Annotated in this window: 29 protein-coding genes; 14 read left to right on the top strand and 15 right to left on the bottom strand. The window is 72.3% G+C overall.

What is annotated here, in order from left to right:
• Positions 1-113 precede the first annotated feature (113 nt).
• Positions 114-719, bottom strand: coding sequence for a hypothetical protein (locus C2865_RS36680; protein WP_106403323.1), 606 nt, complete (start codon positions 717-719; stop codon positions 114-116).
• 383 nt (positions 720-1,102) lie between these two features.
• Positions 1,103-1,705 carry a response regulator transcription factor gene (locus C2865_RS36675; RefSeq protein WP_106403321.1) on the bottom strand — a complete coding sequence of 201 codons (603 nt, stop codon included), beginning with the start codon at positions 1,703-1,705 and terminating at the stop codon, positions 1,103-1,105.
• A 198-nt stretch (positions 1,706-1,903) separates the two neighbouring features.
• On the opposite strand from C2865_RS36675, the gene C2865_RS36670 reads away from it, so the two are divergent.
• The 4 genes from C2865_RS36670 (at position 1,904) to C2865_RS36655 (ending at position 5,463) form a co-directional block, all read left to right on the top strand.
• Positions 1,904-2,788 carry an ABC transporter ATP-binding protein gene (locus C2865_RS36670; RefSeq protein ID WP_106403319.1) on the top strand — a complete coding sequence of 295 codons (885 nt, stop codon included), beginning with the start codon at positions 1,904-1,906 and terminating at the stop codon, positions 2,786-2,788.
• A 21-nt stretch (positions 2,789-2,809) separates the two neighbouring features.
• Positions 2,810-3,529: an ABC transporter permease gene (locus tag C2865_RS36665; RefSeq protein WP_106403317.1), complete on the top strand. Its 720-nt coding sequence runs from the start codon at positions 2,810-2,812 to the stop codon at positions 3,527-3,529.
• Between the two features lie 60 nt (positions 3,530-3,589).
• Positions 3,590-4,690, top strand: a complete 1,101-nt coding sequence (locus C2865_RS36660) for a sensor histidine kinase (RefSeq protein WP_106403315.1) — start codon at positions 3,590-3,592, stop codon at positions 4,688-4,690.
• Positions 4,691-4,860: 170 nt separating this feature from the next.
• Positions 4,861-5,463 (top strand): LysE family translocator, encoded by a 603-nt coding sequence (locus C2865_RS36655; RefSeq protein WP_232836011.1) that lies wholly within the window; start codon positions 4,861-4,863, stop codon positions 5,461-5,463.
• 22 nt (positions 5,464-5,485) lie between these two features.
• Here C2865_RS36655 and C2865_RS36650 read toward each other — a convergent pair whose 3' ends face one another.
• A complete protein-coding gene (locus C2865_RS36650; protein WP_106403312.1) occupies positions 5,486-6,121 on the bottom strand; it encodes a TetR/AcrR family transcriptional regulator in 636 nt (211 codons plus the stop codon).
• A gap of 99 nt (positions 6,122-6,220) precedes the next feature.
• Here C2865_RS36650 and C2865_RS36645 point away from each other — a divergent pair, with 99 nt between their 5' ends.
• Complete coding sequence (locus C2865_RS36645) at positions 6,221-7,216, top strand: oxidoreductase (RefSeq protein ID WP_106403310.1); 996 nt, start codon at positions 6,221-6,223, stop codon at positions 7,214-7,216.
• 92 nt (positions 7,217-7,308) lie between these two features.
• On the opposite strand, the gene C2865_RS36640 is transcribed toward C2865_RS36645, so the two are convergent.
• On the bottom strand, positions 7,309-7,920 hold the full coding sequence (locus C2865_RS36640) for a VOC family protein (RefSeq protein ID WP_106403308.1): 612 nt from the start codon (positions 7,918-7,920) through the stop codon (positions 7,309-7,311).
• Positions 7,921-7,961: 41 nt separating this feature from the next.
• A complete protein-coding gene (locus tag C2865_RS36635; RefSeq protein ID WP_106403306.1) occupies positions 7,962-8,318 on the bottom strand; it encodes a VOC family protein in 357 nt (118 codons plus the stop codon).
• A gap of 166 nt (positions 8,319-8,484) precedes the next feature.
• Here C2865_RS36635 and C2865_RS41675 point away from each other — a divergent pair, with 166 nt between their 5' ends.
• Positions 8,485-11,268 carry an ATP-binding protein gene (locus C2865_RS41675; RefSeq protein WP_106403304.1) on the top strand — a complete coding sequence of 928 codons (2,784 nt, stop codon included), beginning with the start codon at positions 8,485-8,487 and terminating at the stop codon, positions 11,266-11,268.
• 42 nt (positions 11,269-11,310) lie between these two features.
• On the opposite strand, the gene C2865_RS36625 is transcribed toward C2865_RS41675, so the two are convergent.
• Positions 11,311-11,763 carry an iron chaperone gene (locus C2865_RS36625; protein ID WP_106403302.1) on the bottom strand — a complete coding sequence of 151 codons (453 nt, stop codon included), beginning with the start codon at positions 11,761-11,763 and terminating at the stop codon, positions 11,311-11,313.
• Positions 11,764-11,984: 221 nt separating this feature from the next.
• Between C2865_RS36625 and C2865_RS36620 the strand changes: the two genes are divergently transcribed.
• Together C2865_RS36620 and C2865_RS36615 are read left to right on the top strand one after the other, a co-directional pair.
• On the top strand, positions 11,985-12,653 hold the full coding sequence (locus C2865_RS36620) for a HEAT repeat domain-containing protein (RefSeq protein WP_106403401.1): 669 nt from the start codon (positions 11,985-11,987) through the stop codon (positions 12,651-12,653).
• A 6-nt stretch (positions 12,654-12,659) separates the two neighbouring features.
• Positions 12,660-13,664, top strand: a complete 1,005-nt coding sequence (locus tag C2865_RS36615) for a HEAT repeat domain-containing protein (protein ID WP_106403300.1) — start codon at positions 12,660-12,662, stop codon at positions 13,662-13,664.
• Between the two features lie 29 nt (positions 13,665-13,693).
• Here C2865_RS36615 and C2865_RS36610 read toward each other — a convergent pair whose 3' ends face one another.
• Positions 13,694-14,161: a hypothetical protein gene (locus tag C2865_RS36610; RefSeq protein ID WP_106403299.1), complete on the bottom strand. Its 468-nt coding sequence runs from the start codon at positions 14,159-14,161 to the stop codon at positions 13,694-13,696.
• Between the two features lie 60 nt (positions 14,162-14,221).
• A complete protein-coding gene (locus tag C2865_RS36605; protein ID WP_106403297.1) occupies positions 14,222-14,539 on the bottom strand; it encodes a hypothetical protein in 318 nt (105 codons plus the stop codon).
• 287 nt (positions 14,540-14,826) lie between these two features.
• On the opposite strand from C2865_RS36605, the gene C2865_RS36600 reads away from it, so the two are divergent.
• Complete coding sequence (locus C2865_RS36600) at positions 14,827-15,846, top strand: CaiB/BaiF CoA transferase family protein (protein WP_106403295.1); 1,020 nt, start codon at positions 14,827-14,829, stop codon at positions 15,844-15,846.
• 31 nt (positions 15,847-15,877) lie between these two features.
• Here C2865_RS36600 and fxlM read toward each other — a convergent pair whose 3' ends face one another.
• Positions 15,878-17,122 carry a methyltransferase, FxLD system gene (gene fxlM, locus C2865_RS36595; RefSeq protein WP_106403293.1) on the bottom strand — a complete coding sequence of 415 codons (1,245 nt, stop codon included), beginning with the start codon at positions 17,120-17,122 and terminating at the stop codon, positions 15,878-15,880.
• Between the two features lie 296 nt (positions 17,123-17,418).
• Here fxlM and C2865_RS36590 point away from each other — a divergent pair, with 296 nt between their 5' ends.
• The 3 genes from C2865_RS36590 (at position 17,419) to C2865_RS36580 (ending at position 19,896) form a co-directional block, all read left to right on the top strand.
• Complete coding sequence (locus C2865_RS36590) at positions 17,419-17,784, top strand: hypothetical protein (protein WP_106403291.1); 366 nt, start codon at positions 17,419-17,421, stop codon at positions 17,782-17,784.
• Between the two features lie 251 nt (positions 17,785-18,035).
• Positions 18,036-19,436: a DHA2 family efflux MFS transporter permease subunit gene (locus tag C2865_RS36585; protein ID WP_106403289.1), complete on the top strand. Its 1,401-nt coding sequence runs from the start codon at positions 18,036-18,038 to the stop codon at positions 19,434-19,436.
• 79 nt (positions 19,437-19,515) lie between these two features.
• Positions 19,516-19,896 (top strand): VOC family protein, encoded by a 381-nt coding sequence (locus C2865_RS36580; protein WP_106403287.1) that lies wholly within the window; start codon positions 19,516-19,518, stop codon positions 19,894-19,896.
• A 9-nt stretch (positions 19,897-19,905) separates the two neighbouring features.
• Here the strand turns inward: C2865_RS36580 and lexA are convergent, their stop codons facing one another.
• The gene (lexA, locus tag C2865_RS36575; protein ID WP_106403285.1) at positions 19,906-20,568 is read right to left on the bottom strand and encodes a transcriptional repressor LexA; all 663 of its coding nucleotides are present in this window, start codon (positions 20,566-20,568) and stop codon (positions 19,906-19,908) included.
• 167 nt (positions 20,569-20,735) lie between these two features.
• Between lexA and C2865_RS36570 the strand changes: the two genes are divergently transcribed.
• Positions 20,736-21,314, top strand: a complete 579-nt coding sequence (locus tag C2865_RS36570; RefSeq protein ID WP_106403283.1) for a hypothetical protein — start codon at positions 20,736-20,738, stop codon at positions 21,312-21,314.
• 33 nt (positions 21,315-21,347) lie between these two features.
• On the opposite strand, the gene C2865_RS36565 is transcribed toward C2865_RS36570, so the two are convergent.
• Genes C2865_RS36565 through C2865_RS36550 form a run of 4 tightly spaced genes read right to left on the bottom strand, consistent with a single transcriptional unit; the run spans position 21,348 to position 24,663 of the window.
• Positions 21,348-22,589, bottom strand: a complete 1,242-nt coding sequence (locus C2865_RS36565; RefSeq protein ID WP_106403281.1) for an MFS transporter — start codon at positions 22,587-22,589, stop codon at positions 21,348-21,350.
• Positions 22,590-22,618: 29 nt separating this feature from the next.
• On the bottom strand, positions 22,619-23,188 hold the full coding sequence (locus C2865_RS36560; RefSeq protein WP_106403279.1) for a TetR/AcrR family transcriptional regulator: 570 nt from the start codon (positions 23,186-23,188) through the stop codon (positions 22,619-22,621).
• The gene (locus tag C2865_RS36555; protein WP_106403277.1) at positions 23,185-23,769 is read right to left on the bottom strand and encodes a sugar O-acetyltransferase; all 585 of its coding nucleotides are present in this window, start codon (positions 23,767-23,769) and stop codon (positions 23,185-23,187) included. Before C2865_RS36555 ends, C2865_RS36560 begins: the two co-directional genes overlap by 4 nt.
• Before the next feature lie 51 nt (positions 23,770-23,820).
• Positions 23,821-24,663, bottom strand: a complete 843-nt coding sequence (locus tag C2865_RS36550; protein WP_106403276.1) for a hypothetical protein — start codon at positions 24,661-24,663, stop codon at positions 23,821-23,823.
• A gap of 171 nt (positions 24,664-24,834) precedes the next feature.
• Between C2865_RS36550 and C2865_RS36545 the strand changes: the two genes are divergently transcribed.
• A complete protein-coding gene (locus C2865_RS36545; RefSeq protein WP_106403275.1) occupies positions 24,835-25,035 on the top strand; it encodes a sigma factor in 201 nt (66 codons plus the stop codon).
• Here the strand turns inward: C2865_RS36545 and C2865_RS36540 are convergent.
• A complete protein-coding gene (locus tag C2865_RS36540) occupies positions 25,019-25,624 on the bottom strand; it encodes a TetR/AcrR family transcriptional regulator (protein WP_106403274.1) in 606 nt (201 codons plus the stop codon). The two genes, C2865_RS36545 and C2865_RS36540, sit on opposite strands and share 17 nt — an antisense overlap.
• Positions 25,625-25,645 lie beyond the last annotated feature (21 nt).

The following is a 25,645-nucleotide window of genomic DNA, read 5'->3' as shown; positions in this document are numbered from 1 at the left end:
TGCCGTCTCGGCGGGTGGTGGCCGGATGAGCCCGCCGGGTGCGGCTCGGCGGGCTCTTGGAGGGGTCGGCGGACGGCGGCCTCGGGCTCTGGTGAAGGCCGGGGCCGGGTCCGTCAGGGGCTGGTGATGGTCTGGGCGGGGCTCAGGACGTAGCCGGCGGTGTAGGAGACGGGGTCGCCGGAGCGCAGGAGGCCGAAGCAGCCGGAGACGTTCCAGACGTGGAGGTTGCCTCCGGTGACGGACAGGGTGTGCGTGGCGTTGTCGTAGGTGCCGTTCACCGAGCCGGGGCTGGAGGCGGTGGCGCCGCCGACGGAGGCGGTGCAGAACGGGCCGCTGAGGGTGGCGCTGATGTTGTCGAGCGTACCGGTGGTGACGCCCGCGCTGTGGGAGACGGCGTTGAGCTGGTACGCCACGTCGGTGGCGGCGACGTCGAACTTCAGGCCGAGCGGGCCGGAGCACTTGGTGAACGACGCCGACGTCACGGTCGCGATGGCCGTGCCGGACAGCCCGCTGCCGCCTTGGACGGTCGCGGCGGTGGTGGACGACGCGCAGGTCAGGGTCGCGCCGCTGCGGGTGTCCTTGAGGGTCGTGGTGCCGGCCGTGCCGGTGACGGCGCCGCCGGGTGTGACCGTCCAGGTGGCCGCGAGGGCGGGGGCCTCCAGGCCGACGACGAGGGATGCCGCGGTGGCGGCGAGACAGATGGCGGAACGCTTGCGCATGGTGTTCTCCTCCTCGAGGAGCGGTACGGGACCGCGCACCGCCGTATGGCCGGTGCGTCGGGAAAAGATGTGCGCGCGCGCTGATCGGGCCCTTGCCTTGCTATCGGCAGATTAAAGACGGAACGCGTTCGGCACAAGAAGCGGAAAGTCCGCCGCAGCCTTCTTGGAACGTTTTCGGATCAAGGATTCTCCAGGTGGGGGCGAGCACCGAAGAAATACCTATAATTCTCCGAGAAACTGTCCGAGGTCAATCATGTCGAAAGCGTCAATTTGTGAGTTGAATCGATAAACGAATCACTTGGAACGGGCCCGGACGGGGATTTGGTGTGCCCGGCTCCAGGGCGGCGTGCCCCGCCGGGCGCCGGCCTCGACCGGCGGCGGGATCACAACCAGTCGTGTTCGCGGGCGTAACGGGCCGCTTCGTGGCGGGTGCGGGTCTGGGTCTTCTGCATGGCGCTGGAGAGGTAGTTGCGGACGGTGCCTTCGGCGAGGTGGAGGCGGGCGGCGATGTCGGCGGCGGAGTAGCCGTCGCGGGTGGCGCGCAGGACGTCGAGCTCGCGGTCGGTGAGCGGGCAGTCGTCGATGACGGCGAGGGCGGAGACGTCGGGATCGATCCACCGCTTGCCCGCGTGCAGGGTCTGGATGACCGAGGTGATGTGGGCGGGTTCAGCGGATTTGCTGACGAAGCCCTGGACACCGAGTTTGAGCGCCCTGCGGAGCACGCCGGGTCTGGCGTGGCGGGTCAGCATGAGGATCACCTGGTCGGGGCGTGTCCGGCGGATCTCCGCCACGGCGCCGAGCCCGTCCGTCCCGGGCATCTCCAGGTCGATGACGAGCACGTCGGGCCCGTGCCGCAGCGTGGCCTGGACGGCCGCTTCACCGTCCTCGGCCTCGGCGAGCACGGTGATGTCGCCTTCGAGCGGCAGCAGCGCCGCGAGGGCCTTGCGCAGGAGGGCCTCGTCGTCGGCGAGCACCACGGTCGTCATGGTCTTCCCTTCCTGTTCCGCGGGCGGTGTACGGATGATCGTGCGGAGGCCCACGCGGCGTCGGCGTCCCAGTATTCTCGGCGTTCCCCCGAAGCCACCAGTGACGCTGCGTCATGGATTCCCCCACGGAAACGTCACGGTGAAGTGATGACGCAGCGGCACTGACCGGCGGGCGCGGAGCCGGATGGAATCGACGGCATGTCCACCACACCAGTGCTCGACGTCGACCGCCTCAACGTCGCCTACGACGGCTTCCACGCCGTGCAGAACCTGTCCTTTCAGGTGCGGCGCGGAGAGCTCTACGCGCTGCTCGGCACGAACGGGGCGGGGAAGACCTCCGCCCTGGAGGTCATCGAGGGCCACCGCAAGGCCGCCTCGGGCACCGTCCGGATCTTCGGACGCAGCCCGCGTGACCGGAGAGCCGTCCGGCCCCGGATGGGGATCATGCTCCAGGAGAGCGGTTTCGTCCCCGACATGACGGTGCAGGAGACCGTCCGGCTCATCGGGAGGCTCTCCGGACGCGCGGACACCGCCGAACGCGTCCTGGGCGTCGTCGGCCTCACCCGCAAGGCCGGGACCAGGGTGTCCCAGCTGTCCGGCGGTGAGAAGCGGCGCCTGGACTTCGCCACCGCGGCATACGGGACCCCCGAGCTGATGATCCTCGACGAGCCGACCACCGGCCTGGACGTCCGGTCCCGGGACGACCTGTGGGCGACCGTGGACCGGCTGCGCGAGGACGGGGTCACCATCGTCCTCACCACGCACTACCTCGAGGAGGCCCAGGAGCGCGCCGACCGGATCGGGCTCATGCACCGGGGCTCCCTCCACAGGGAGGGCACCGTCGCCGAGCTGACGCGGGCCCTTCCGGCCGAGATCCGCTTCCGCCTCCCCGCCCTCTCCCCCGCCCCGCCGCCCCCGGCGGCGCGGGACGGCGACGGGCGCTTCCTCATCGAGACCTTCGACCTGCCGCAGGACCTCTACTCCCTGCTCCGGTGGGCGCGGACCGCCGGAGTCGAGCCGCTCGACCTGGAGGCCGGGCCGACCCGGCTCGACGACGTCTTCCGCTCCCTCACCGGCCGCTAGAACACGGAAAGGCCCTCCACCATGTCGCCCATCGCCCGCGGCGAGCTGACCCAGATCCTCCGGAACCGGCTCGTGCTGGTCACCGGCTTCCTTCTGCCGTCCGTCTCCGCCGCCTTCCTCATCCACCAGCGCGAGCTCTTCGCCGGGATCGGCGGCGCCGGATACATCGCCGCGGTCCTGGTGTTCACCGTGGGAGCGCTCGGGCTCTACTCTTCAGCCGTGGTCACCCTGGCGTCCCGCAGGCAGAACCTCTTCCTCAAGCGGCTGCGCTCCACCGCGACGAGCGACGCCGGCATCCTGACGGGGCTGCTGCTGCCGATCACCGCCGTCTCGCTGATCCAGATCTCCGTCCTGCTCGCCGTCCTGGCCGTCGTCGCCGACGCTCCGGCCCACCTTCCGCTGCTGGCGGCGGCGGTCCTGGCCGTGATGGCCATGATGCTCGGCCTCGGCCTGGCGACGGCCGGGCTCACCGACTCCCCGGAGCACGCCCAGATCACCACCCTGCCCGTCGTCCTCGGCACCATCGCCGTGGCCGTCTGGGTCGGGACCACCGGCACCGGGGAGCTCACCGCGCTCAAGCTGCTGCTCCCCGGCGGAGCGGCCGCCGACCTGGCCGTCCGCGCCTGGAGCGGCGAGGCGGCCGCGGCCGACGTCCTGGTCCGGCTGGCGCCGACGCTGGCCTGGATCGCCCTCGCCCTCACGCTGGCCGTCCGGCTCTTCCGCTGGGAACCGCGCCGCTGACCGAACGGGGAAAAGGGTTACGCGCGGCGAACGCGGACACGAGCCCGGAAGGAGGCAGGGATGACATCCGAGTACACCGCGGAGGCGCAGAGCCGGTTGCGCCTCCTCAACCACGGCATCGTGTCCGGCACGATCGCGGCCGTCGGCGCGCTGCTGGTGGCGACCGACGCCGGCTCCTGGAAGGACGCCCTCCTGACGGGCGTGGGTCTGGTCGCGACCCTCGTGGTCGTCAACCGGTGGAACGCGAGCCGGTTCTCCCGCGCCGACCTCATCGGCCTCGCCGTCACCGGGGCGGTCTGGGTCTGCGGTGTGCTGGTCGCGGACTCCGTGACCGCGTCCTACGGCTTCGCCGTCATGGCGACCATCACCTTCTTCGAGCTGCCGCGTCACCGGCGGGCCGTGATCGCGGGGATCGCCGCGTTCGTCATCGCCGTGTTCGCGGTGAAGCTCATGACGTCGCCCGAGGGCACGGTCGACGTCCTGGTCCGGTACGTCCTGGTCTCCCTGTGCGTCGGCACGGGAGGCGCGGTCCTCATGATCCTGGCCTACGCGGTCCACGACCTCATCGGGGATCTGGAGAAGGCACGGGAGCGGGAAGCGGAGATGGCCGTCATGCGCGAGCGGGTGCGTTTCGCCGGCGACCTGCACGACATCCAGGGCCACACCCTCCACGTGGTGAAGCTCAAGGTCGCGCTGGCGAAACGGCTGCTGCACGCCGACATCGCACGCGCCGAACACGAACTCGACGAGGTGCACGACCTCGTCGGCGCGACCATCGCCCAGACCAAGGATCTCGCCTACGCCCAACGGCGGCTGAACCTGTCCGCCGAGCTGGAGAACGCCAAGAACCTCTTCGAGGCCGCGGGCATCCGCGTGCGCGTCGAACGGCAGGGCGAGGTCGACCCCCGGGTGAGCGAACCGCTGGGTCAGGTCCTCCGCGAGACGACGACCAACATCCTGCGCCACGCCGACGCCGCACAGGTGTGGATCACCCTGACCGAGACGGGCATCTCCGTCGCCAACGACGGCGTCCGCGCCGACCGCGCCCCCGAGCTCAGCGGCCTCGCCGTCCTCCACGACCGCCTCGCCGCCCAGGGCGGCGAACTGACGGTGGAACAGAACAACGGGATCTTCCGCACGAGTGCCGCCTTCCCCCGCTGACGCCGCAGCGGTACGGGCGTCCCGCCGAGGCCCTGCGGGGCTCGGAAGATCCGCGGTTCGACCCCGGTCCGTCAGCCGGAGGGCCAGTACATAAAGCCGTGCGATTCACGGTGGTCTGTGTTTGCATGAGGCCCATGGTGTCTGCTGACCGTCTCCTTGCCTTCGCTGCCATGTCGTTCCTCCTGATCGTGGTTCCGGGCCCCAGCGTGCTGTTCGTGATCGGGAGGGCGCTGGCACACGGGCGCCGTGCCGCGCTGACCACGGTCCTGGGGAACACGCTCGGCGCGTACGCGCTGGTCGTGGCTGTGGCCCTGGGGGTCGGGTCCATCGTGGAACGTTCTGTGCTCGTCTTCACGGTGCTCAAGTTCGCGGGCGCCGCCTACCTGGTGTACCTCGGTGTCAAGGCGTGGCGGGGACGTGGTTCGCTGCACGCCTCGGTCGCCGATGGCACGGCGGCGCAGGGAGGTCTCCGCACGTTCTGGGAGGGGTTCGTCGTCGGCGTGTCGAACCCCAAGACCATCGTGTTCTTCGCCGCCGTGCTGCCGCAGTTCGTCGACCGCGCCCAGGGCCACGTCGTGGTGCAGATGCTCGTGCTCGGCCTGGTCTTCAACGCCATCGCGATCGCCTCGGACGGCGTATGGGGTTTCGCCGCCGCCACCGCACGGAACTGGTTCACCCGCTCGCCCCGGCGCCTCTCCCTGGTCGGCGGGATCGGCGGCGTCACCATGATCGGCCTCGGCGTCACGGTGGCCGCCACCGGCCGCAAGGACTGATACCGCGACGCGAGGGTCTCGGCTACCGGCGTCCGCCGCTCCCTTCCTCCTCGAGGACCGGGACGAAGGCTCCGGCGAGGGCCGCGGCGAGGGCGACGCGGGCGGCCTGGTCGGCGGTGGCCTCGTCGACCGGATCGCCGGTGAGGAGGAGGCGCAGGTAGACGGGGGCGGCCAGCGTCTGCAGGAGGGCGACCGGATCGGTGCCGACGGGCAGTTCACCGCGTTCGACGGCTCGGGTGATCACGGGCGCGGCACGGGCGAAGCGGTCCTGGAAGACGTGGTGCCGGGCGGCGGCGAGCTCGGGGAGCCGGGCCGCGCCGGTGGACATGGCGGCCAGGATCGCCTGACCGGTGGGGCTGGTGAGCGACTTGACCAGCGCGCGGGCGAGGGCGCGCAGGTCCGTCTCGACGGCTCCGGTGTCCGGGGAGGGGATGTCCAGCGCCATGTGTCCGGCGAGGGCGTCGCCGATCAGGGCGTCGCGGTCCCCCCAGCGGCGGTACACGGTCGTCTTGTGCACGCCGGCGCGCTGCGCGACGGCCTCGACGGTGAGGGCGGCGTAGCCCTTGTCGACGAGTTCGGCGAGCGCGGCCGCGTGCACCGCGGCGCGTACTTTCGCGCCCCGGCCGACCGGGCGGGCGGGGGAACGTTCCGACTCCATTGCAACTCCAAGTTGCGATATCGCGGGGCGGGTGGCACGATCATCATATCGCAACTTGGAGTTGCGATATTTCTGCACGCGTCCCCCGAGGCGGTACACATGCGCGACCCATCCCCCTGGACCCTCGACACGATCCCGGACCAGTCCGGACGCCTGGCCGTGGTGACCGGCGCCAACAGCGGCATCGGCTTCATCACCGCCCGGGAGCTCGCCCGCCGCGGCGCGCACGTCGTCCTGGCCTGCCGGGACCCCGAACGCGGCCGCGCCGCCGTCACCCGGCTCCGCAGCGAGGTGCCCGCCGCACGGCTGGAACTGCGCCGCGTCGACCTCTCCAGCCTCGCTTCCATCCGGGAGTTCGCCGCCCGTTGGGACCACGACCGGCTCGATCTGCTCGTCAACAACGCGGGCATCGCGATGGTCCCCTTCGCCCGCACCCGGGACGGCTTCGAATCGCAGTTCGGGGTCAACCATCTGGGCACCTTCGCCCTCACCGGCCTGCTCCTGCCCGCTCTGCTGGCCGCGCCCGACCCGCGCGTCGTCACCGTCAGCAGCGAGGGTCAGCGCTTCGCCCGCTTCGACCTCGGCAACCTCAACGCCGAACGCTCCTACCGCACCGCCTTCGCCTACGTGCAGTCCAAGCGCGCCAACCTCTACTTCGCCGTCGAGCTCCAACGCCGGGCCGATGCCGCCGGTGTCCGCCTGGGCAGCATGGCCGTCGCTCCCGGCCTCACCCGCACCAACGTCCTCACCGGCGGCGCCAACGGCTCCCGAGGCGCCCTCTACGCCAAGGCCGTCGACCTCCTCGTCCGGGCCGCCTTCCGTCCCGCCCCCGAAGGCGCCAAGACCTCCCTCTACGCCGCGACCGTCCCCGACCTCCCGGGAGGCTCCTTCGTGGTCCCCGACGGCCCCTTCCAACTCCGCGGCGAACCCGTCCTCCGTCCCCGTGACCGAGCCCTCCACGACCTGCACACCCCCGCCCGCCTCTGGCGCCTCTCCGAGCAGCTCACCGGCGTCACCTACGCCCTCCCCGCTTCGCCCCCTCCCGCGGCGGCTCCGGACGACGCCGCGGGCAGAACACCGTGCAGGCCTTCGTAGCCGCGGGACGGGCGACGCGTCGGCTCCTGTTTCCGAAAGCGACCGGCTGACGACGCGCGCGGAGGCCGGAGGGCTCGAGCGGGCCGTCTGCCTCAGGCGGACGCGGTCTGCCACACGAACCCGTCGGGGTCGGTGAAGGGTCCGGCGTCGCCGCTGATCATGATCCGGTGGGATCCGGTGCCCTCCTGGGGGACGCCGGTGTCCTTGGCGAGGGCGCGGCGCGGGTAGAGCGCCAGCGTGACGGCCGACGACGGGGTGTCGAACTCGACGTACTTGCCGCCGAAGCTCTTCGCCACGGCCAGGCCGCGGTCGACGTAGAACCGCTTGCTCGCCTTGACGTCCGCCACGCCCAGCAGGAGCGCGACCTGGTCGAAGCGCGGGGCGGCGGGGCCGGTGTCCTTCTTCTTCGAGGACGCGATCTTGCAGATCGTCCCGTCCGGGGCGCGTACGACGCCGCCGTACCCCCAGAAGCTCTTCGTGGCCGGCTTCAGCGTCTCGGCGCCGGCGTCGAGGGCCGCGCCGATGACGGCGTCGACGTCGCCCGGCTGCGACGCCACGAGGGACAGCGCGAATCCGCGGAAGCCGCTCGTCGGCGCGTCCGAGGCGCGCACGTCCAGGTGGGCGTCCAGGCCGAAGGCCTTGTAGAAGGCCTCCGCGGCCGCGGTGTCGGGAACTTCCAGGGTGATGGACGTGAAGGGGGTCATGGCGGATCCTTTGGGTGAGATGGTTCGGCGGGTGGGGCGGGTCAGCGGTCCTGCAGGAGCCCGAGGACGTTGCCGTCGGGGTCGGTCACGGTGGCCACCACGCGGCCGCCGCCGACCTCGTGCGCGGCCTCCTTCACCGTGGCGCCCGCGGCGGTCAGCTCGGCGAGCTTGGCCTCGATGTCCGTGACGTGCCAGTAGGCCACCGGCGAGGTCATGCCCTGCGGCCCGCCGTCCGGCACCAGCCCGATGTGCTGGTCACCGGCCACGAAGCCGACGTAGTAGGCGGTGTCGGTCTGCGGCGGGACGCCGAGCAGGGCCGCGTACACCGCCTTGGCCCTGGCCAGGTCGGACACGGGGTGCAGCACGGTCTTGATCCCCGCGGGGGGAGAACCGGTCATGGTCGCTCCTGGAGTCGTGGGTCGCATCGACCCGCTGTGTTCGTGCCCTCAGCCTTCCGTCCGGCCCGTCCGTCCCACATCCGTGGTGACCACGGAACGGCGACACGGACCGGCGATACGGACCGTGCACGGGGCCGCTGCGCAGGGGATACGGCAAACTGGGACAGTGGTGACAGGAGTTGACATCTCACCTCGGGAAGCCGAGGTGCTGGAACTGGTCGGTGCCCATCTCAGCAACGCCGAGATCGCGGCCCGGCTGTTCATCTCGGTGCGCACCGTGGAGAGCCACGTCTCCTCGCTGCTGCGCAAGCTGGAGGTGCCCGACCGGCGGACGCTCGCCCGGCGCGCGCCCGCGCCGGGCGGCGCGGGCCCGTCCCGTCCGGCGCCGGTCCTGCCGGCCCCGCTGACCTCGTTCGTCGGCCGGGCGCGGGAGCGCGCCGAGCTGACCGGGATGATCGGGCGGCACCGGCAGGTGACCGCGGTGGGCCCCGGCGGGGTGGGCAAGACCCGGCTCGCGCTGGCGGTGGCCGCGGACGCGGCAGGCGAGTACTCCGACGGGGTGTGGTTCGTCGACCTCGTCCCGGTCACCGACGCGGCCCTGGTCGCGGCCGCGGTCGCCGGGGCGCTCGGCCTCGGTGAGCAGCCCGGCCGCGACATGACCGAGTCCGTGACCGCCGCGCTGGCCGACCGCCACGCGCTGCTGGTCCTGGACAACTGCGAGCAGGCGGTGGACGGGGTGGCGCTGTTCCTGGAGCGGCTGCTCGCCGCGTGCCCCCGGGTGACGGTGCTGGCGACCAGCAGGGCCCGGCTGATGGTGCCGTTCGAACGGGTGTATCCCGTCCCGCCGCTGTCGCTGGCCGCCGATGCCGGGTCGGACGCGGTCGCCCTGTTCATGGAACGGGCGGCGGCGGTCGGCTGGCCGCTGGATCCCCCGCTGTTCGCCCAGGTCTCCGCGATCTGCGAGCGGCTGGACGGAATGGCGCTGGCCATCGAGCTGGCCGCCGCCCGGTATCCCACGCTCGGGCTCGACGGCATCACCGCCGCCCTGTCCCACCCGCTCCGCATGCTCACCGGCGGCTCCCGTGCCGACGACCGGCACCGCTCGGTGCGGGCGGCGCTGGACTGGAGCCACGCCCTGCTGGAGCCGGCCGACCAGGCGCTGCTGCGCCAGGTGTCGGTGTTCGCGGCGCCGTTCACCGCCGCCGCGGCGGCGGAGGTGGCCGGGGCCGAGGAGGGCGTCGTCGTCGAGGGGTTGGCCCGCCTCGCCGAACAGAGCCTGCTGGTCGTGACGGCGTCTCCTCGCGGCACGGAATACCGGGCGCTGGAGACCATCCGCCAGTACGCGACGGAGCGGCTCGCCGAAGCCGGTGAGCTGACCGCCGTCCGGTCCCGGCACCTTCGCTGGTGCCTGGAGCAGGCCGCCGGTCTGGCGGTGGTGGGCCAGGACTGGCGGGCCCGGTTCGACGTGGTGGCCGACGACCTCCGCGCGGCGCTGGGGTGGGCGGCCGAACGGCCGGAGCAGCGCGCGGACGCGTACCACCTCGCCCGGCACCTGGCGGAGCTGGCCTTCACCCGCAATCTGATCGGCGAGTCCCAGCAGCGTTACGAGCAGGCGGCCGCGCTCGCCGAGGATCCGCGCTCCGCCGCGTCGGCGCTCGCACACGCCGCGGCCGTGGCGGGCTGCCGGATGCGCGGTGACGACATGTACCGCCTCCACCTCGCGGCCGCCGAAGCGGCCCGGCGTGCCGGGGACACCGCCGACGCCGCCCGCATCCTGGCGGCCGTCGCCACCAACGCGTACCGGTTCCTGGGCAAGTTCGCGCGGCGGCTGCCGCCGGAGGAGATCGCCGCGCTCATCACCCAGGCGCGGGAACTGGCCGGTGGTGACCCGGCGGCGCAGGCCGCGGTGGCGTCGGCGGAGGCCGGGCGGGCGCTCGGCGACGCGGTCGGCGCCGCCCAGGGCCAGCCCGACGGCTCCGTGCCGGAGACGATCGCGCGCGCTGAAAAGGCCGTCGAGCTGACCCGCCGCACGGGTGACCCCCTCGCCGAGTCCGCCGCGCTCGACGTGCTGACCGGCACCCTGAGCTGGGCCGGTGACGCCTTCGCCGCCGCCGCGACGACCCGGCGCCGGATCACGCTGCTGTCGTCCGCGCCGAGCACTCCGGCCGCCACCCACGAGTTGATCGAGGCGCTCGGCGAGGGCGCCGAGGCCGGTCTCGGCACCGGTGACCTGCCGGGGGCCCGCCGGTGGGCGCGGCGCCTCGCGGATCACCCGCTGCTGGCCGAGGTCGGGCACCGCGCCGTGAACTGGCTGCTGGTCGCCGACGCGTTGGCGGGTGACGTCGACCAGGTGCTCACCGGCGGCGTCCGGTTCCTCGACGCGTGGCGGCGGGCCGGCAGCCCCGTCAGCTCGGCCCTCGGCCCGGCGGTGGCCGCGGTGGCGATGGTCCACGGCCTCCGCGACGACCACGATGCCCGGCGCGAATGGGAAGCGGTCCTGGACCGGTTCGGCACCCCGCCGGAGCGCACCTACGGCTACGGGGCGGTCTTCGACACGATGCTTCTGCTGCACCGCGGGCAGGCGGCGGAGGCGTTGGAGCGGACGGCTCCCGAGCCCGGCGAGGTGTGGAAGTGGGTCACCTGGATCTGGCTCCACTGGTACGTGGCGCTACGCGCGGAGGCCGGTGTGCTCGCCGGGAGCCCCGACGCCCGCGACCGCCTGGCCGAGGCCCGGACCGTCACGGCCGGGAACCCGGTCGCCGGCGCCATCGTGGAGCGGGCCGAAGCCCTGCTCGACGGCGACCGGGAGCGGTTGCTCGCCACGGTGGACGCCTTCGACGCGGCGGGCTGCCGCTACCAGTCGGCGCGCACGCTGGTGCTCGCCGGGGGAGGTCACGCCGCCGCGGGCGCGGCCGCCCTCGCCGATCTCGGCCTCGCGCCCGTCCGGTAGCCGGGCGGGGCCGGCTCCGGCCCCGCCGTCCCGGCGTGCGCCTCAGCTCACCGCCTGCTTCACCAGCGCGGCGATCTTCGCCTCGACCTCGGCCGTCACCTCGGTCAGCGCGAAAGCGGTCGCCCACATCGTGCCGCCGTCCAGCTTCGCCGGGTCGTTGAACCCGAGCGTCGCGTAGCGCGCCTTGAACTTCGCCGCGCTCTGGAAGAAGCAGACGACCTTGCCGTCCAGCGCGTAGGCCGGCATTCCGTACCAGAGCTTCGGCTCGAGGACCGGGGCGCCGGCCCTGATGACGGCGTGGACGCGCTCGGCCATGATCCGGTCGGAGTCCTGCATCTCGGCGATCTTCGCGAGCACGTCCCGCTCCGCCGCGGCGGCCTTGTCCGCGCGCGAGCCGCGGCGCGCCGCCTTCTTCTGCTCCTGGGCGTGCTCCTTCATCGCGGCCCGCTCCTCGGCCGAGAATCCCTTGTACGTGGTGTCGGCGGTGCCGGTCATGGTCGCTCCTCAAGTCCTGGGTCATGATCACCCGGTGTGTGCCTCCGGGCCGATCGCCGTGGTCACAGCCTCTCCCGGCAGGGGTGCGGGCCGCCTCCGTGCTCACCACGGAACCCGCCACGGACCGCGGGTCGGTGCCGGCACCCGTACGGCCGCGTCGCTCGGCGGCTTGACCTTGACACAGTGACAAGGCCTTCACTGGAGCCCAGGAGGTGATCCTGATGGCCATACCGGACCAGGACACGAAGACGGACCAGGTGATCCAGGGGCTGGCGGGGAGCAGTTCGTCAGTGCGGCTGAAGGCGGCGCTGGCGGCCGGCACGGACCCCGACCCCCGGTTCGTCGACGAGATCATCGAACGGTGCGCGGTCGAACCCGACTTCTACGTGCGCGACATGCTCACGTGGGCGCTCACCCGCCACTCACCGTCGATGACGGTCCCGAGGCTCCTCGACGAGGTGCGCTCGGAACGCGCGCAGGCACGAAGCCAGGCGCTGCACACGCTGTCCAAGATCGGGGACCGGCGGGCGTGGCCGGCGATCACACGGGAGCTGCTGACCGACGCCGACGACGAGGTGGCGCGGAGCGCCTGGCGGGCGGCGGTCGTGCTCGTGCCCGAAGGCGAAGAGCCCGGGTTGGCCGCGGTGCTGGCGACACAGCTCGGACGCGGCGGGCGTGAGATGCAACTGAGCCTCAGCCGTGCTCTGATCGAGCTGGGTGAGATGATCGTTCCGGCCCTGCGCGCCGCGATGACCGATCCCGACCCCGGCGTACGCCGGCACGCGATCGCCACGGAACGACTGCTGCAGGACCCGGAAGCCGGCTTCGAGTTCGCGGTCGAGGAGGCGAAGCGCATCATGGTCCTCGGCACGAGCGGCCAGGAGGAGTGACGGACGGTGTTGATCGGTGATGTGGCGCGGCGGTCCGGGGTCAGCGCCCGCATGCTCAGGCATTACGACGCGCTCGGCCTGGTGCGGCCGACGGGCCGCACCGCCGCGGGCTACCGGGAGTACTCCGGCGAGGACATCCGGCGGATCTTCCACATCGAGAGCCTGCGGTCCCTGGGGTTGTCGCTGCGCGAGGTGGGGCGCGCGCTCGACGACCCCGGCTTCAGGCCCTCGGAGCTCGTCGACGACCTCATCCGCCGGACGCGGGAACGCATCGTGAGCGAGACGGAGCTGCTCACCAGGCTCCGCCGTATCGACGCCGCCGAACCCGCCGACTGGGAGGACGTCCTCCAGATCGTCGCGCTCCTGCACGCCCTGGGGTCGCAGAGCGCCGGCAAGCGCCAGCGGGCCGCGCTGTCCTCGGTCGAAGAGGACCCGGTGCCGGTGGAGGCGCTGGTCAAGGCGGCGTTGAGCGAGACCGACACGAACGTCGCCGGAGCCCTTCGATGGGCTCTGGCGCAGTCGGGCGGGGGCGCGCTGGCGCTGCTGGCGGAGGGCCTCGGCTCACCGGCGGCCGAGGTGCGCGAACGTGCCGTCCGGTCCATCGCCGAGATCCCGGACGGCGAGGCGACCGCCCTGCTGCGGGACGCCCTCGCCGACCCCGACGCCGCGGTCCGCAGGCGCGCGGCGCTGGCACTCGGGGCACGCGGAGTGCCCGACGCCGTCCCGGCGCTCATCGACATGATCGTCGAGGGGGCGAACGACGTCGACGCGGCCGACGCGCTGAGCGCGCTGGCGAACGATCCCGCGCTGGGAGACCGGATCGCCACCGGGCTCGTCGACCACCTGGCCCGCGGCGTCACCGCGGCGTCCGCACGGCGGCGGCTGGCACAGGCGCTCGCGGACATCCCTGGGACCACGGCGTCACGTGCCCTCGCGGACCTGTCACAGGACGAAGACCGCGCCGTCGCACTCACCGCGGCCTACATCCTCAAGCTGCGCGACGCGCGCTAGCGGAAATCCGGCGGCGGCCCTCCGCGGCCTCAGTCCGTGGACGGCTCCACGGTCATCCCGTCGGCGAGAAGCCTGCGGTGGGCCTGCACGGCCTTCTCGGCCTCGTTCTGAGCACGGTGCCAGGACGCCCCGACCTCCAGGGACCACTTCTCGACGTCCTCGGGACGGGTCAGCAGGCGGGCCGCTTGCGAACCGGAACGCGTGATGACCTCGACGAACAGCCGCGGGGACAGGCTCATCGACAACACGGCGGGCTGCGCGGCGACGACCTGTTCCGCGTACTCCTGCTCCAGATCGCGGTACCGGCGGGGCCTGACTCCCGACTGCGCGTCGCCGTCCATCCGGCCGAGCGCGTCGACGATGGAGCAGAACTCCGCCAGGTCCGCCAACCGTGCCGCGACGTGGTCCAGGCGCAGGAACTTCCATTCGCTCTCGGGGTCCACCCGATGGAACACGCAGTGCAGCACGGTGCTGTCGACCGGTCGCTTCGTCGTCATGAAATCGAACGTATCCCCCCTTGTCCTCGGCGGTGAAGGGTCGTCCGCGCGGTCTGGCGATCAGCGCGGGCGGCTGAGGGCGGCCTCGGCCAGGTCCGTCCATTCCCCGGCCGAGGAGTGGGGCACGACCACCCAGTCCTTGATCTCCCTGCCCCGCCCCGAGGGGTCGAACAGGGACGCCCCGGGCAGCTCGAGCGCGGCCGTGTGCTCGGGAGTGCCCTCGACCAGCCGGAACACCATCGCGTGGTCGCGCTGCAGGCTCGCGAACACCCTGCCCTCGCGATCTTTGAGCGCGGGCCTCCCCATCATGCCGGAGACCCATACGCCCAGGTCGGCCAGCTCGGCGCCGACCTGCTTGAAATCCTCTTCCGCGCCCAACGTCAGTCCCCCTTCCGTGGCGGCGTGGTCGAGCAGCTCGTCGCAACCCGGACACCGGCCGCAAAACGATCAGGCTAGCCATTCCGACGGCACCGATCAAAGCCGGATACGGAGGCGCCGACCATGCCGGATCCCCCGCCGTTCCTCAGTCCTGCGCGTCAGCCCCCCCGCACCGGCATCCGGGGCCACCGGCGCCGCGCCGGACGCGGCGAGCGAGTGGCCGGGGTCTTCGGCGGAGGATCCGGCCCCAATGGCCGACCAAGCGGTTGCTTGCGTAAGGTGGCGGCATGGGACTTCTGGACGGCCTGCGGGTGCTGGATCTGACGATGTGGCGGCCGGGGCCGTACGCGACGCAGCTGCTCGGACGGTTCGGTGCGGACATCGTCAAGGTCGAGCCGCCCGGCGGGGAGCCGATGCGCGTCTTCCGCGACCACTTCGACGTGCTGAACCGGCACAAGCGCAGCGTCGAACTCGACCTGAAGACGGAGGCGGGGCTCGCACGCTGCCTGGAACTGGCGGCGGACGCCGAGGTGTTCGTCGAGGGCTTCCGGCCGGGCGTCGCCGACCGGCTCGGCGTCGGGTACGCCCGGCTCCGGGAGGCCGCGCCCGCGCTCGTCTACTGCTCGATCTCCGGCTACGGCGCCGAGGGGCCGCTGGCCGACGTGCCGGGGCACGACGTGAACTACCGCGCCTACGCGGGCGCCCTCCCCCAGGACACCACGGCGGCGGGCGCAGAGCTGGCCGTCGCCGACATGGCGGCGGCGACGATGGCGGCGTTCGCGATCACGGCCGCCGTGCTGAAGGCCCGGGAGACCGGCGTCGGCGAGCGGATCGACCTCGGCATGGCGGACGTCCTGGCCGACTGGGTCGAGACGTCGCCCGTCATGACCGATGCCGACGCGCCCGTCCCGGGATACGGCATCTACCCGACGAAGGACGGCCGCACGCTCACCCTCGGCGTCGTCTCCGAGCAGGCGCTGTGGGCCGCGACCTGCCGGGCGCTCGGACTCGAACGCCACGCGGACGTCCCGTTCCTGCAGCGGTTCGAGCGGCTGAAGGAGCTCGACGGGGAGATCGCCGACGCGATCGCGGCCCTCCCCCGGGACGAGGCGGTCGCGCGCCTGTCACGGGAGGGCGCGCCCGTGGCGCCCGTCCTGACGCGGGAGGAGATGCTCGAGCACGAGCACTTCCGCGCGAGGGGCATCGGGACAGGACCGGTGCGGATGACGAACCGGCCGAACCCCACACGGGGAACGGCTCCCGAGCTGGACGAGCACCGGGGCGAGGACTGGCGCCGCGCGGACTGAAATCCGGACGCCCGGCCCCTGCGGCACACGTTCAAACCGGACCGTCGGCGACGACGGTGATGCGGTGGTCGGGCCGGTCGAGAACGACACGCCCCCCGAGGCAGTCGTCCGGGGTACCGGCGGGATGGGCTTCGATGCGCGGCCGGGGCCGGAAGCGGGGACCGTCGTTCCAGCGGCGCACCAGGGCTACGAGCCGGTCGGCGAGCTCCCCGCTTTCGGACCCGTGGGCGATGAAGGCGAGTTCCAACGGGGAACCGGCCGTGGCGTCGGAGGCGGCGGCACGGTTGGTGAGGTAGGCGAAGGAACCTCCGCAGTGGACGGCGAGCCCGCCCCACTCCATCGGGACTCGTGCTGCTCTCTCCTCCTGGCCGCGTGGGGTGAGGTTGAACTTGCACAGTCCCTGGTCGCCGATCTCGGCCATCAGCCACAGGTACAGGTGGTTCCAGCCGGGTTCGTCCTCGACCACGACCTCCGTCCAGCGCAGGACGGGCGGGTACTCCAGAGCGTCCCTCAGCGCGGCACCGTCGGCTTTCGCATCGTGCAGGCGAAGCAGCGGCTCCTCAAGGCCGATGCATGCGGTGCCGCCGGTCGGCGCACCCGCTCCCGCCAGCGGGATGAACCCCGCGGTGGCCGTGTCCACGCTCCGCAGCACCCCGTCGTCTTCCCGTTCGAAAGCGACCGTCATGTGCCAGGGCAGACATTGCAACGGCACCACGATCCGCCCGCCGGGCGCCAGCTGCTCCACCCACGCGCGGTGCACGTCATAAGCCCCTGCCGTCACGGTGATCATGTCGTAGGGAGCATGCGGGGCGTACCCGTACGCTCCGTCCCCGTGGACCACGGCGACCCGGCCGTGACCCGCCAGTGCCCGCCTGGCGCGGTCGACGACCTCGGGGTCGTGGTCGATCGTGGTCACCGAGCCGGTCGGACCGACGAGTTCGGCCAGCAGTGCCGCGTTGTAACCCGTCCCTGCACCCACCTCGAGGACACGGGCGCCGGGGGCGGGCAGAGCCTGGTGGAGCATGCGTGCGACGACCCAGGGAGCCGAGGCCGAGCTGAGTGCGGCGCCCTCGGCGGAGCGTTTGATGACGACCGCCTCGAACGGAGCGTAGGCGGCGGCCGGTTCCACTTCGGGCACGTAGGCGTGGCGCGGGACTTCGAGCATCGCCGTAGCGACCCGCTCGGAGAGGAACCCGCTCCCGCGGAGCCGTTCGACCATCGCGGTACGGAGATCTTCAGCGGAGGCGGAGCGGGCCCCGCCGGTAGTGGCGTCCATCCCGCCAGCCTTTCAAGGAGAGACGAGGCTCTCAGCCCGCTCCCGTGCGCGCCACGGTGAGATTCCCCTAACGGGCCGCCCGTCCTGAGGGAAAGCGCCGCCCTGTGACCCCGCAGGTGGGCTTGGTCGTCCAGGAGATCTGCGCCTCCTGGGCGTCCCCTGCGCGAACACGATCGCGCCGCCGCCCCGGGCATGACCCCCTTCTTCGCCACAGCGTTTCCGTCGTTCCGGATGCCGGGGCGCACCGGGGGTTCTCGGCCGGTACGGCATCGTTCCGGGGATCTACGATCCAGCGCATGGGGAAGGTGATCGAGTTCTGCGGAAGTCTGGACACCGGTGAAGAGGAGCCGGTGGCGGAGGTGCTAGGCGTCTGGCTGGGGGTGGGGCTGCGACTGCGACTGCGGATCCGGCTGCTGGGGTGGGAGGTCCACCACGAGGACAGGACGGTCGAGGTGTACGCGCAGGAGGCGCTGGGCCTCTCCCGTCCTTGCGCGCTGGTGTCGGGGACGGCGGCGGTCGGGCCGGAGGAGGCGCACGCCCTCTTCGGCGCGCTGCACGCGCTCTGCGTCGAACGGGGTCTCGGGCACACCCTGGAGTACCAGTGGACGGACGAGCGCGGGGCGCCGCTCGACGACGAGGTCCACGTCCTGACGCACCCCTGACGGGCGGAAGGGGTCCGCGCCCGGGGCCGGGATCGCGGTCGCGCGCCGTGCGGAGAGGAAGGACGCCGCACGCGCCGGGGCGACCAGACCAGAACGCTATTCTAGAATAATCCCGGCAAAGCGTATGTCGTCCCCCCTCACGGCGCGACCGTCACCAGGAGGTTCCGCTGGTCTCCGCACGCGACAACACCGCCGCGCCGACGGCCTCCGGCACCTGGCAGATCGTGGCGACGGTGAGCCTGGGGACGACGATGCTCGTGCTCAGCGGCACCGTCCTCAACATCGCTCTTCCGCTCATCGCCGGGCACTACGAGGCCGGGCCGCTGGCGGCGACCTGGGTCGTGCTGGGGTTCATGCTGGTCCAGACGTCCCTGCTGGTCGTGTGCGGCAGGCTCGCCGACCGCTTCGACCGGCGCAAGGTGTACCTGTCGGGGATCGCCCTGTTCACCCTGGCGAGCCTGGCGGCGGCCTCGGCGCCGACCATCGAGGTGCTCATCGCCCTGCGGACGCTGCAGGGGATCGCCGCGGCCATGGCCATGGCCAACGGCACGGCTCTCATCGCCGCCGCCGTGCCGAGGGAGCGCCTGAGCCAGAGCATGGGCGTGTACCTGGGCGCGCTGGCGGTGGCCCCGCTCCTCGGCCCGTCCCTGGGCGGCTACCTCGCCGACACGTTCGGCTGGCAGTGGGTGTTCCTCCTGGACGTCCCGGTCGGCGTCGCGGCCCTCGCGTGGGGCGCGTACTGCCTGCCCCGCGCCGCGGCCTCCTCCCGCGACCCGATCGACACGGCCGGCGCAGCGCTGCTGACCGGCTGGCTCGCCCTCCTCGTCCTGGTCGTCTCGCAGGCCGGTTCCGGGAGCTGGCTCGACGCGCCGCGGCTGGTGCCGCTGGTGCTCTGCCCGCTGCTGTTCGTCGTCTTCGCCGCGCACCAGCGGCGGTCCCGGTCCCCGCTGATCGACCCGGGCCTGTTCTCGACGCGCGCGTTCGTGCTCGGCAACCTCGCCGCGCCGCTGAGCGCCGTCGGCTCGGTCGGCATGGCGTTCCTCCTGGCGCTGTACCTGCAGAACGTGCAGGGCATGTCCACCGTCCAGGCGGGGCTCGCCGTCCTCGCCGGACCCCTGGCCGGGATGATCGCCCCGCCCGTCAGCGGCAGGCTGGGGTCGCGCTTCCCTCCCCACCGCATCGCGGTGTGGGGCACCGCCGCGGCCGCGGCGGGCCTGGCCCTCCTGGCGGTCTCCCTGGCCGAGGACACGCCCTACTGGCTGATCGCCACCGCGATGGTGCTGGTGTCCGCAGGCGGCGGCGTCTTCTACACCGCCAACACCACGATGCTCATCATGGGCGTCCCCGCCGAAAGGCTCGGCGTGGTCAACGGCGTGCGCCTCACCGTCCACTTCCTCGGAGTCTCGCTCAGCCCCGCCATCTGCCTCGCCGTCGTCTCCTCCCGCCTGGCCCCGGGCGACGGGCACGTCCTCTACGCGAGCGCGGATGACCGGCCATCGGCGGCGGTCCGCGACGCCCTCCTGTCGGGCTACCGGCTCAGCTTCTGGATCTTCGCCCTCGCCGCCCTGGCCTGCGCGTTCCTCGTGGCCCGCATCCCCGGCCGGACGGACCGGCGCCCGGCACCGGACGTGCCGGGCGTCGACGGCCCCTAGAACGTGGCGGAGCGTCCGGGGTTGACTTCAACCTTGCTTGAAGTTGCAGACTCGGAGGCGACGACGGAGGGAGAACGACATGGCGGTACTGCTCGACCACATCATCATCCCCGCGCGGGACAAGAAGAGCTCCGCGGAGTTCCTCGCCCGCATGCTCGGCGTGGAGGCGGGCGCACAGACGGGGCCGTTCGTGCCGGTCACGACCGGCAACGGCGTCACGCTCGACTACATGGACTCCCAGGACTTCCGGTGGCACCACTGCGCGTTCCTGGTGTCGGAGGAGGAGTTCGACGCCATCTTCGCCCGGATCAGGCAGGAGGCGGTCGCGTACCATGCCAACCCCGACGGCAGCGGAGCCGGTGAGATCAACCGCCGCGACGGCGGCCGGGGTCTGTACTTCAACGACCCCAACGGTCACAGCATGGAGATCCTCACCGTCCCCTATGGAGGATGGAGGTAGCGGACGGCGTCAGAGGGTGCGCAGGACCGACACGACGACGCCCAGCACGGCCGCCCGATCGCCGTCGATCACCTCATAGGCGGGGTTGCGGGGCTCGAGCAGGACGTGGCCGTCGCGGCGCCGGTACACCTTGACCGTGGCCTCCCCGTCGATCATCGCGGCCACGATCTGCCCCGAGTGGGCCTCCTGCTGCCGGCGCACCACGACGGTGTCGCCGTCGCAGATCGCCGCGTCGATCATCGAGTCCCCGCGCACCCGCAGCCCGAACACCGTTCCGCGGCCGGTCAGCCCGCGGGGCAGCCTCAGCAGGTCGTCGACGTGCTCGTCCGCCGCGATCGGGACGCCCGCGGCGATGTCGCCGACCATCGGCACGACCACCGAGTCGCCGTCCGGCTCCGACGGCCGGGCGGCCGGCAGGAACGCCCGCACGTCGATCGGCCGCGACACGCTCGCGCCGCGCCGCAGGAAGCCCCGCTCCTCCAGGCTCGCCAGATGCCGCGACACCGAGGACGACGACCGCAGCCCCACCGCGTCGCCGATCTGCCGCAGGCTCGGCGCGTACCCGTGCCGGGCGGCCCAGTCCCGGATCACGACCAGGATCTGCTGCTGCCGCACCGGCAGACCCGCCGCGTCCAGGTGTTCGAACAGGTCGGACTCGTCGTAGGCGCTCACCGGCCGATCATAGGCCCTGACCCGCGGGACGACCCGGAAGAACAGCAGGCGCCGGCGACCCTGACCCCGGGACCGGGATCCCGCATGTCCTGTCCCGGCCTCGGGCGGGCCGTGCTCTTACGTGCCTCCTGAGGCTACGTTGTACTCCCCCCAACGGAGGTAGTGACATGTCTGTTGCGTCGAAGGTCATCCTGGCGGGAACCCTCGCATCCGCGTCGGTCGTGGCGGCCTCCCCCGCCGAGGCCGCGAAGTCCTGCGTACTCGGCAAGTGGAAGAGCACCTCCTACACCATGCTCATCCAGGGAGCGGGCGCGGAGACCCACGGGAGCGGGTTGAAGGGGGTGCGGCTGACGGTCAGCCGAACGTCGCTCGCTTACGACTTCAACAAGTCCACGAAGGAAGAGCTCATCGGTTACAACCTCGGTGACCCCAGCTTCAGGAGCCAGGTGAAGTACGCCAAGAAGCTCAGCGTCAAGGCGACGGTGCGGGGAGCCAAGAAGGGTTCCGTCGTCCTGAAGCCCAGGACCGCGACCGGCGACGCCACCGGCGCCAACACCCGGACGTGGCCGGAACACGAGAACCTGAGCAAGTGGAAACTGGCCAAGAGCCTGCGCACCGGCACGCCGGAGTCCTTCGTCCCGGTGAAGTCCTCCTTCAGCTGCTCCGGCAAGACCCTCAAGTTCTTCTCGTCCTACAAGCACCGGGGCTACACCGTCTCCATCGGCCGTGTCTTCACCCGCGCCTGAAGCCGGGCCGCGCCGGCGGCTCGAGGGCTTCGCCTAAGCGGATGTGCGGTTCGTCAGGGTGCGGGCGAGGAGGGCGGTGGTGACGCCGGCCAGGACGACGGACAGCAGGCCGATGCGCAGGCTGGTGAGGTCGGAGACGAATCCGACGAGGGGCGGGGAGAGCAGGAAACCTCCGCGCAGCAGCCAGCTGACGATGGTCAGGCCGGTGCCCGGGGGTAGTCCGGGCAGCTCGTCGGCGGCGTGCATGGCCGCGGGGACGAGGGTGGCGACGCCGAGACCCGCCAGGGCGAACCCGGCCAGCGCGGTCCCCACGGACGGCACGGCCAGGGCGGCGCCCATGCCGAGAGCGGCGAGGAGCCCGCCGGCGCGGGTGACGGCGCGCGGGCCGAAGCGGTCCACGACGCGGTCGCCGGTGAGGCGTCCGACGGTCATGGCGGTCTGGAGCGCCACGACGGCCAGGCCCGCGGTGGCGGCGTCGGCGTGCAGGTCGTCGCTGAGGTAGATGGCGCCCCAGGACGCTCCTGCGTCCTCGACGAGCGCGCCGCAGGCGGCCAGCACGCCGAGCGCCGCGAGCATCCGCACCGCCGCGCCGGTGAAGGCGCGACGGCCTTCGCCGCGGGCGGGCGGGGCCGCCGCGTGTCCGTCGGCGGCGGCGAGGTTCTGGGCTTCGGCGGGGCGTTCGGCGTCTTCGGGGCCGGGCAGCAGGAACCGGTAGGCGACGAGGGCGATGAGGCTGAACAGGGCCGCGGAGACGCCCAGGTGGACCGCGAGGGGAATGCGCAGACCGGCGGCGGCCGCGCCCATCAGGCCGCCCAGGACCGCGCCGATGCTCCACACGCCGTGCAGCGAGTTGAGGATGGAGCGCCCGTAGAGGCGCTGCACCCGCAGGCCGTGCGCGTTCTGGGCGACGTCGATGATCGAGTCGAGGGCGCCCACGACGAACAGCACGGCGGCGAACACGATCCAGTTCGGCGCGACGGGGATGGCCAGTGTCGTGGCGGCGAGCAGCACGATCCCGAGCGCCGCCACGCGCGAGGAGCGGAACCGGCGGATCGCGGCGGCCGCGAGGAGCCCGGCCAGCAGCGCGCCGAGCGGGAACGCGGCGAGCGCGACACCCAGGGTGGCGTTGCTCAGGTCGAGGTCCGCCTTGATCTGCGGGTAACGCGGGACCACGTTGAAGAACACGGCGCCGTTGGTGAGGAACAGCGCGGCCACGGCGGCGCGGGCCAGGCGCGCCTGGCGGGTGGGCGCGTTGAGGGGGACGTCGACGGGCATCGGCTTCCGATCACGTGGTGCGGGAGGGGTCAGCGCAGGTGGCGGTGGATGGCGTGGCGGATCTGCTCGGGCGTCATCGGGTCGGTCGACAGGGCGCTGTGCAGGACGAGGCCTTCGATGAGCGCGTCCAGCTCGCGGGCGGTGGTGGCGTCGAAGTGGCGTTCCAGCGCCTGGCGGCTGCGCGCCATCCACGCCTGCGTGACGGCTCGCAGAGCCGGCTCGCGCGCCGCGGCCACGTACAGCTCCACGGTGAGGACGAGGTCGTGCCGGGAGCCGAGCAGGTCGTCGGCCACCAGCGCGATGACGGCCTCCGCGGCCGCCTCACGGTCCTTCGCGGCGCTCAGGCGCTCGTCGAAGACGCGGGCCACCGACTCGGCGTGCCGGGTGAACGCCTCGGTGAGGACCTCCTCCAGGGAGGTGAAGTGGTAGGTCATCGACCCCAGCGGCACGTCCGCGGCGCGGGCGATCTCCCGGTGCGTCGTCGCGGCGACGCCGCGCTCGGCGATGACGGTGAGCGCGGCGTCGATCAGCCGGTCCCGCCTTCCGGGGTCGTGCCGGCGGGGCCTTCGGGAGGCGGGCGGCGGGGCCGAGCCGCTCATGCCGTGTCCGGCCCGATCGTGCGGATCACACGGGCGGGGCTCCCGACCGCGACGACGTTCGCCGGCAGGTCGCGGGTGACCACCGCGCCTGCGCCGACGACGGTGTTCTCCCCGATCGTGACCCCGGCCAGGACGATCACCCCTCCGCCCAGCCACACGTTGTCGGCGATGGTGATCGGCCGGGCCGCCTCCCACTTGTCACGGCGGGGTCCGGGTTCGATCGGGTGCGTGGGGGTGAGCAGCTGGACGTTCGGCCCGATCTGCACGTCGTCGCCGATGGTGATCGGCGCGACGTCCAGGGCGGTGAGGCCGAAGTTGGCGAACGACCGGGCGCCGATGCGGATGTTGCCGCCGTAGTCGACGCGCAGCGGCGGCCGGATCTCCGTGCCCTCGCCGATCGCGCCGAGCAGCTCGGTGAGCAGCCTGCGCCGTTCCCGCCGGTCGCGGGCCGGCGTCGTGTTGAAGGCGTCCGCCAGGTCCATGGCCCGCAGGCAGTGCTCGGTCAGCTCCGGGTCGTCGGCGAGGTACAGGTCACCGGCGAGCATCCGCTCGCGCATCGAGCGGTCGTCCACGTCAGCCATACGTACAAGTGTACATACCGGGCGTACGCTTGTACGTAACGAAAGCGGAGGTCATCCGGCGGGGCCGGAGCGGCCGGTGGCGATGCGCCAGGCGTCCACGGTCAGCGGCCACCACCGGGCGGGACCGGTCAGGTCCGCGGCGGGCGCCCGGTCGGCGGAGACGTAGGCCCTCCACGTAGACCAGGCCACCCCGGCGCGCCGTGCCGCCTCGGGTCCGGCCAGCGCGCTCTGGCCGACGTTGACGTGCTGCTCGTCGATGGCCCGGGTGATTTCGGACCGCGAATTCAGATAGGCCTGGGCGACCTCTCTCCAGGAGCCCAACCGGCGAGACTGGACGTAGCCGAAGCGCGGCTGGTGCGGGTCGCCCTCCAGCAGCCAGGTGTACTCCTCCCACAACCGGCGCGTGACGTTCGGGGAGAAGTTGCGGGGCAGGACGGCGGCGTCCTTGAGCAGGCGTCCGGCCGCCTGCACGAGGGTCTCCTCGCTGGCCCACTCCATTCCGTGGCCGAGCTGGAGCGCCAGCGCCATGGCGGCGACCGGCTCCAGTTCCCGTACCGCCTCCTGCCGTCCGCGCAGGCCCCCGAGAAAGTTGTAGGCCCCGAAGAGCAGGTGCCGGAACACGGGAGTGGGATCATCCCCGTCGGCCACGACGAGGCAGTCCTCCTGCGCCGCCGAGGCAGCGTGCTCTTCCAGGAGGCCGACGCGCCGCCAGGGATGGACCACACCCGCTCTGACGACCTCATAGACGGCCTGGCCGTCGACCACGTTCTCCCGGAAGTCGGCCAGAACGGCCTCGGCCACCGGCCGAACCTGCTCGATGAGCACTTCCAGCGTCTTCTGCTCCTTGTGGACCTGCTTGTCCAGCTCATGAAGCGGCCCGGTGAGTTTCTCCATACCACCAAATTACAGCACATCTGCTGCAAGTACAGCAGATGTGCTGCATGCGATGAAGTCCGCCACCGGCCAGCGCACTTCGCCGCTAACCGAGGGCTCCGGCGGGCCGGGCAACCTTTTCCCGGTGCTCGGCTGTCTTAGTCGCGGAACCTTGAGGAAGGCGGCTGACAGATGCGGGAACCCCCCGAATACGCGACCTACGTACGGGAGCGCTCACCACGGCTGCTGCACACCGCCTACCTGCTCTGCCGGGACCGGGCGATGGCCGAGGACCTGCTCCAGACCGCGTTGGCGAAGGCCTGGACGGCCTGGCGGCGGATCGAGAAGGACCCCGACCCGATGGGCGCATGGACCCTCAAGGTCTACGAATGACCCGGCCCCCGGCGCCGTCCGGCTCCTGGGTCAGCATGCCGTCCATGGTCAGTGCCACGAGCCGTTCCGCCTGCTCGGGGGACATGTGCTCGCGGACCCAGGCGGCGGCGTTCATCAGGGCGAAGATGTCGGCACCGGTCACGTCCCGGCGGAGGGCTCCGGCCGTTCGGGCGTCGGCGAGCAGCCGGTCGCTGATGTCGGTCATGCGCGTGCAGGAGGCGTGGAGTTCGGAATCCCGATCGCCCAGGCCGTCGGCCAGCACGGCGGCCAGCCCCTGGTAGGCGGCGGCGTGCTCGACCACCAGCCGCACCCACCGGGTGAGCGCCCGCGCGGGCTCGGAGCCGGCGAGCAGTTCCCGCCCCTGCTCGAAAAGGGCCTCGTTGCGTTCGCTCAGCAGCGCACCGATGAGGGCGCGGCGGTTGGGGAAATGTCCGTACAGCGTGCCGATCGCGACACCCGCCCGCCGGGCGACGCTCTCCAGGGACGCGTCGGTGCCCTCTCGGCGGAAGACCGCGTCGGCCTCCGCCAGCAGGCGTTCGCGGTTGCGCCGCGCGTCGGCACGCGGTCTGCGCCGCGGGGTTTCTGCCATCTTCACTCCGCTCGGCAATAA

Origin of the sequence: Actinocorallia populi (genome assembly GCF_002995495.1) — a bacterium.
In the GTDB taxonomy this organism is placed as follows: Bacteria; Actinomycetota; Actinomycetes; order Streptosporangiales; family Streptosporangiaceae; genus Actinocorallia; species Actinocorallia populi.
The sequence above is the reverse complement of the archived record's forward strand: the minus strand, read 5'-3'. Positions and strand labels throughout refer to the sequence as shown.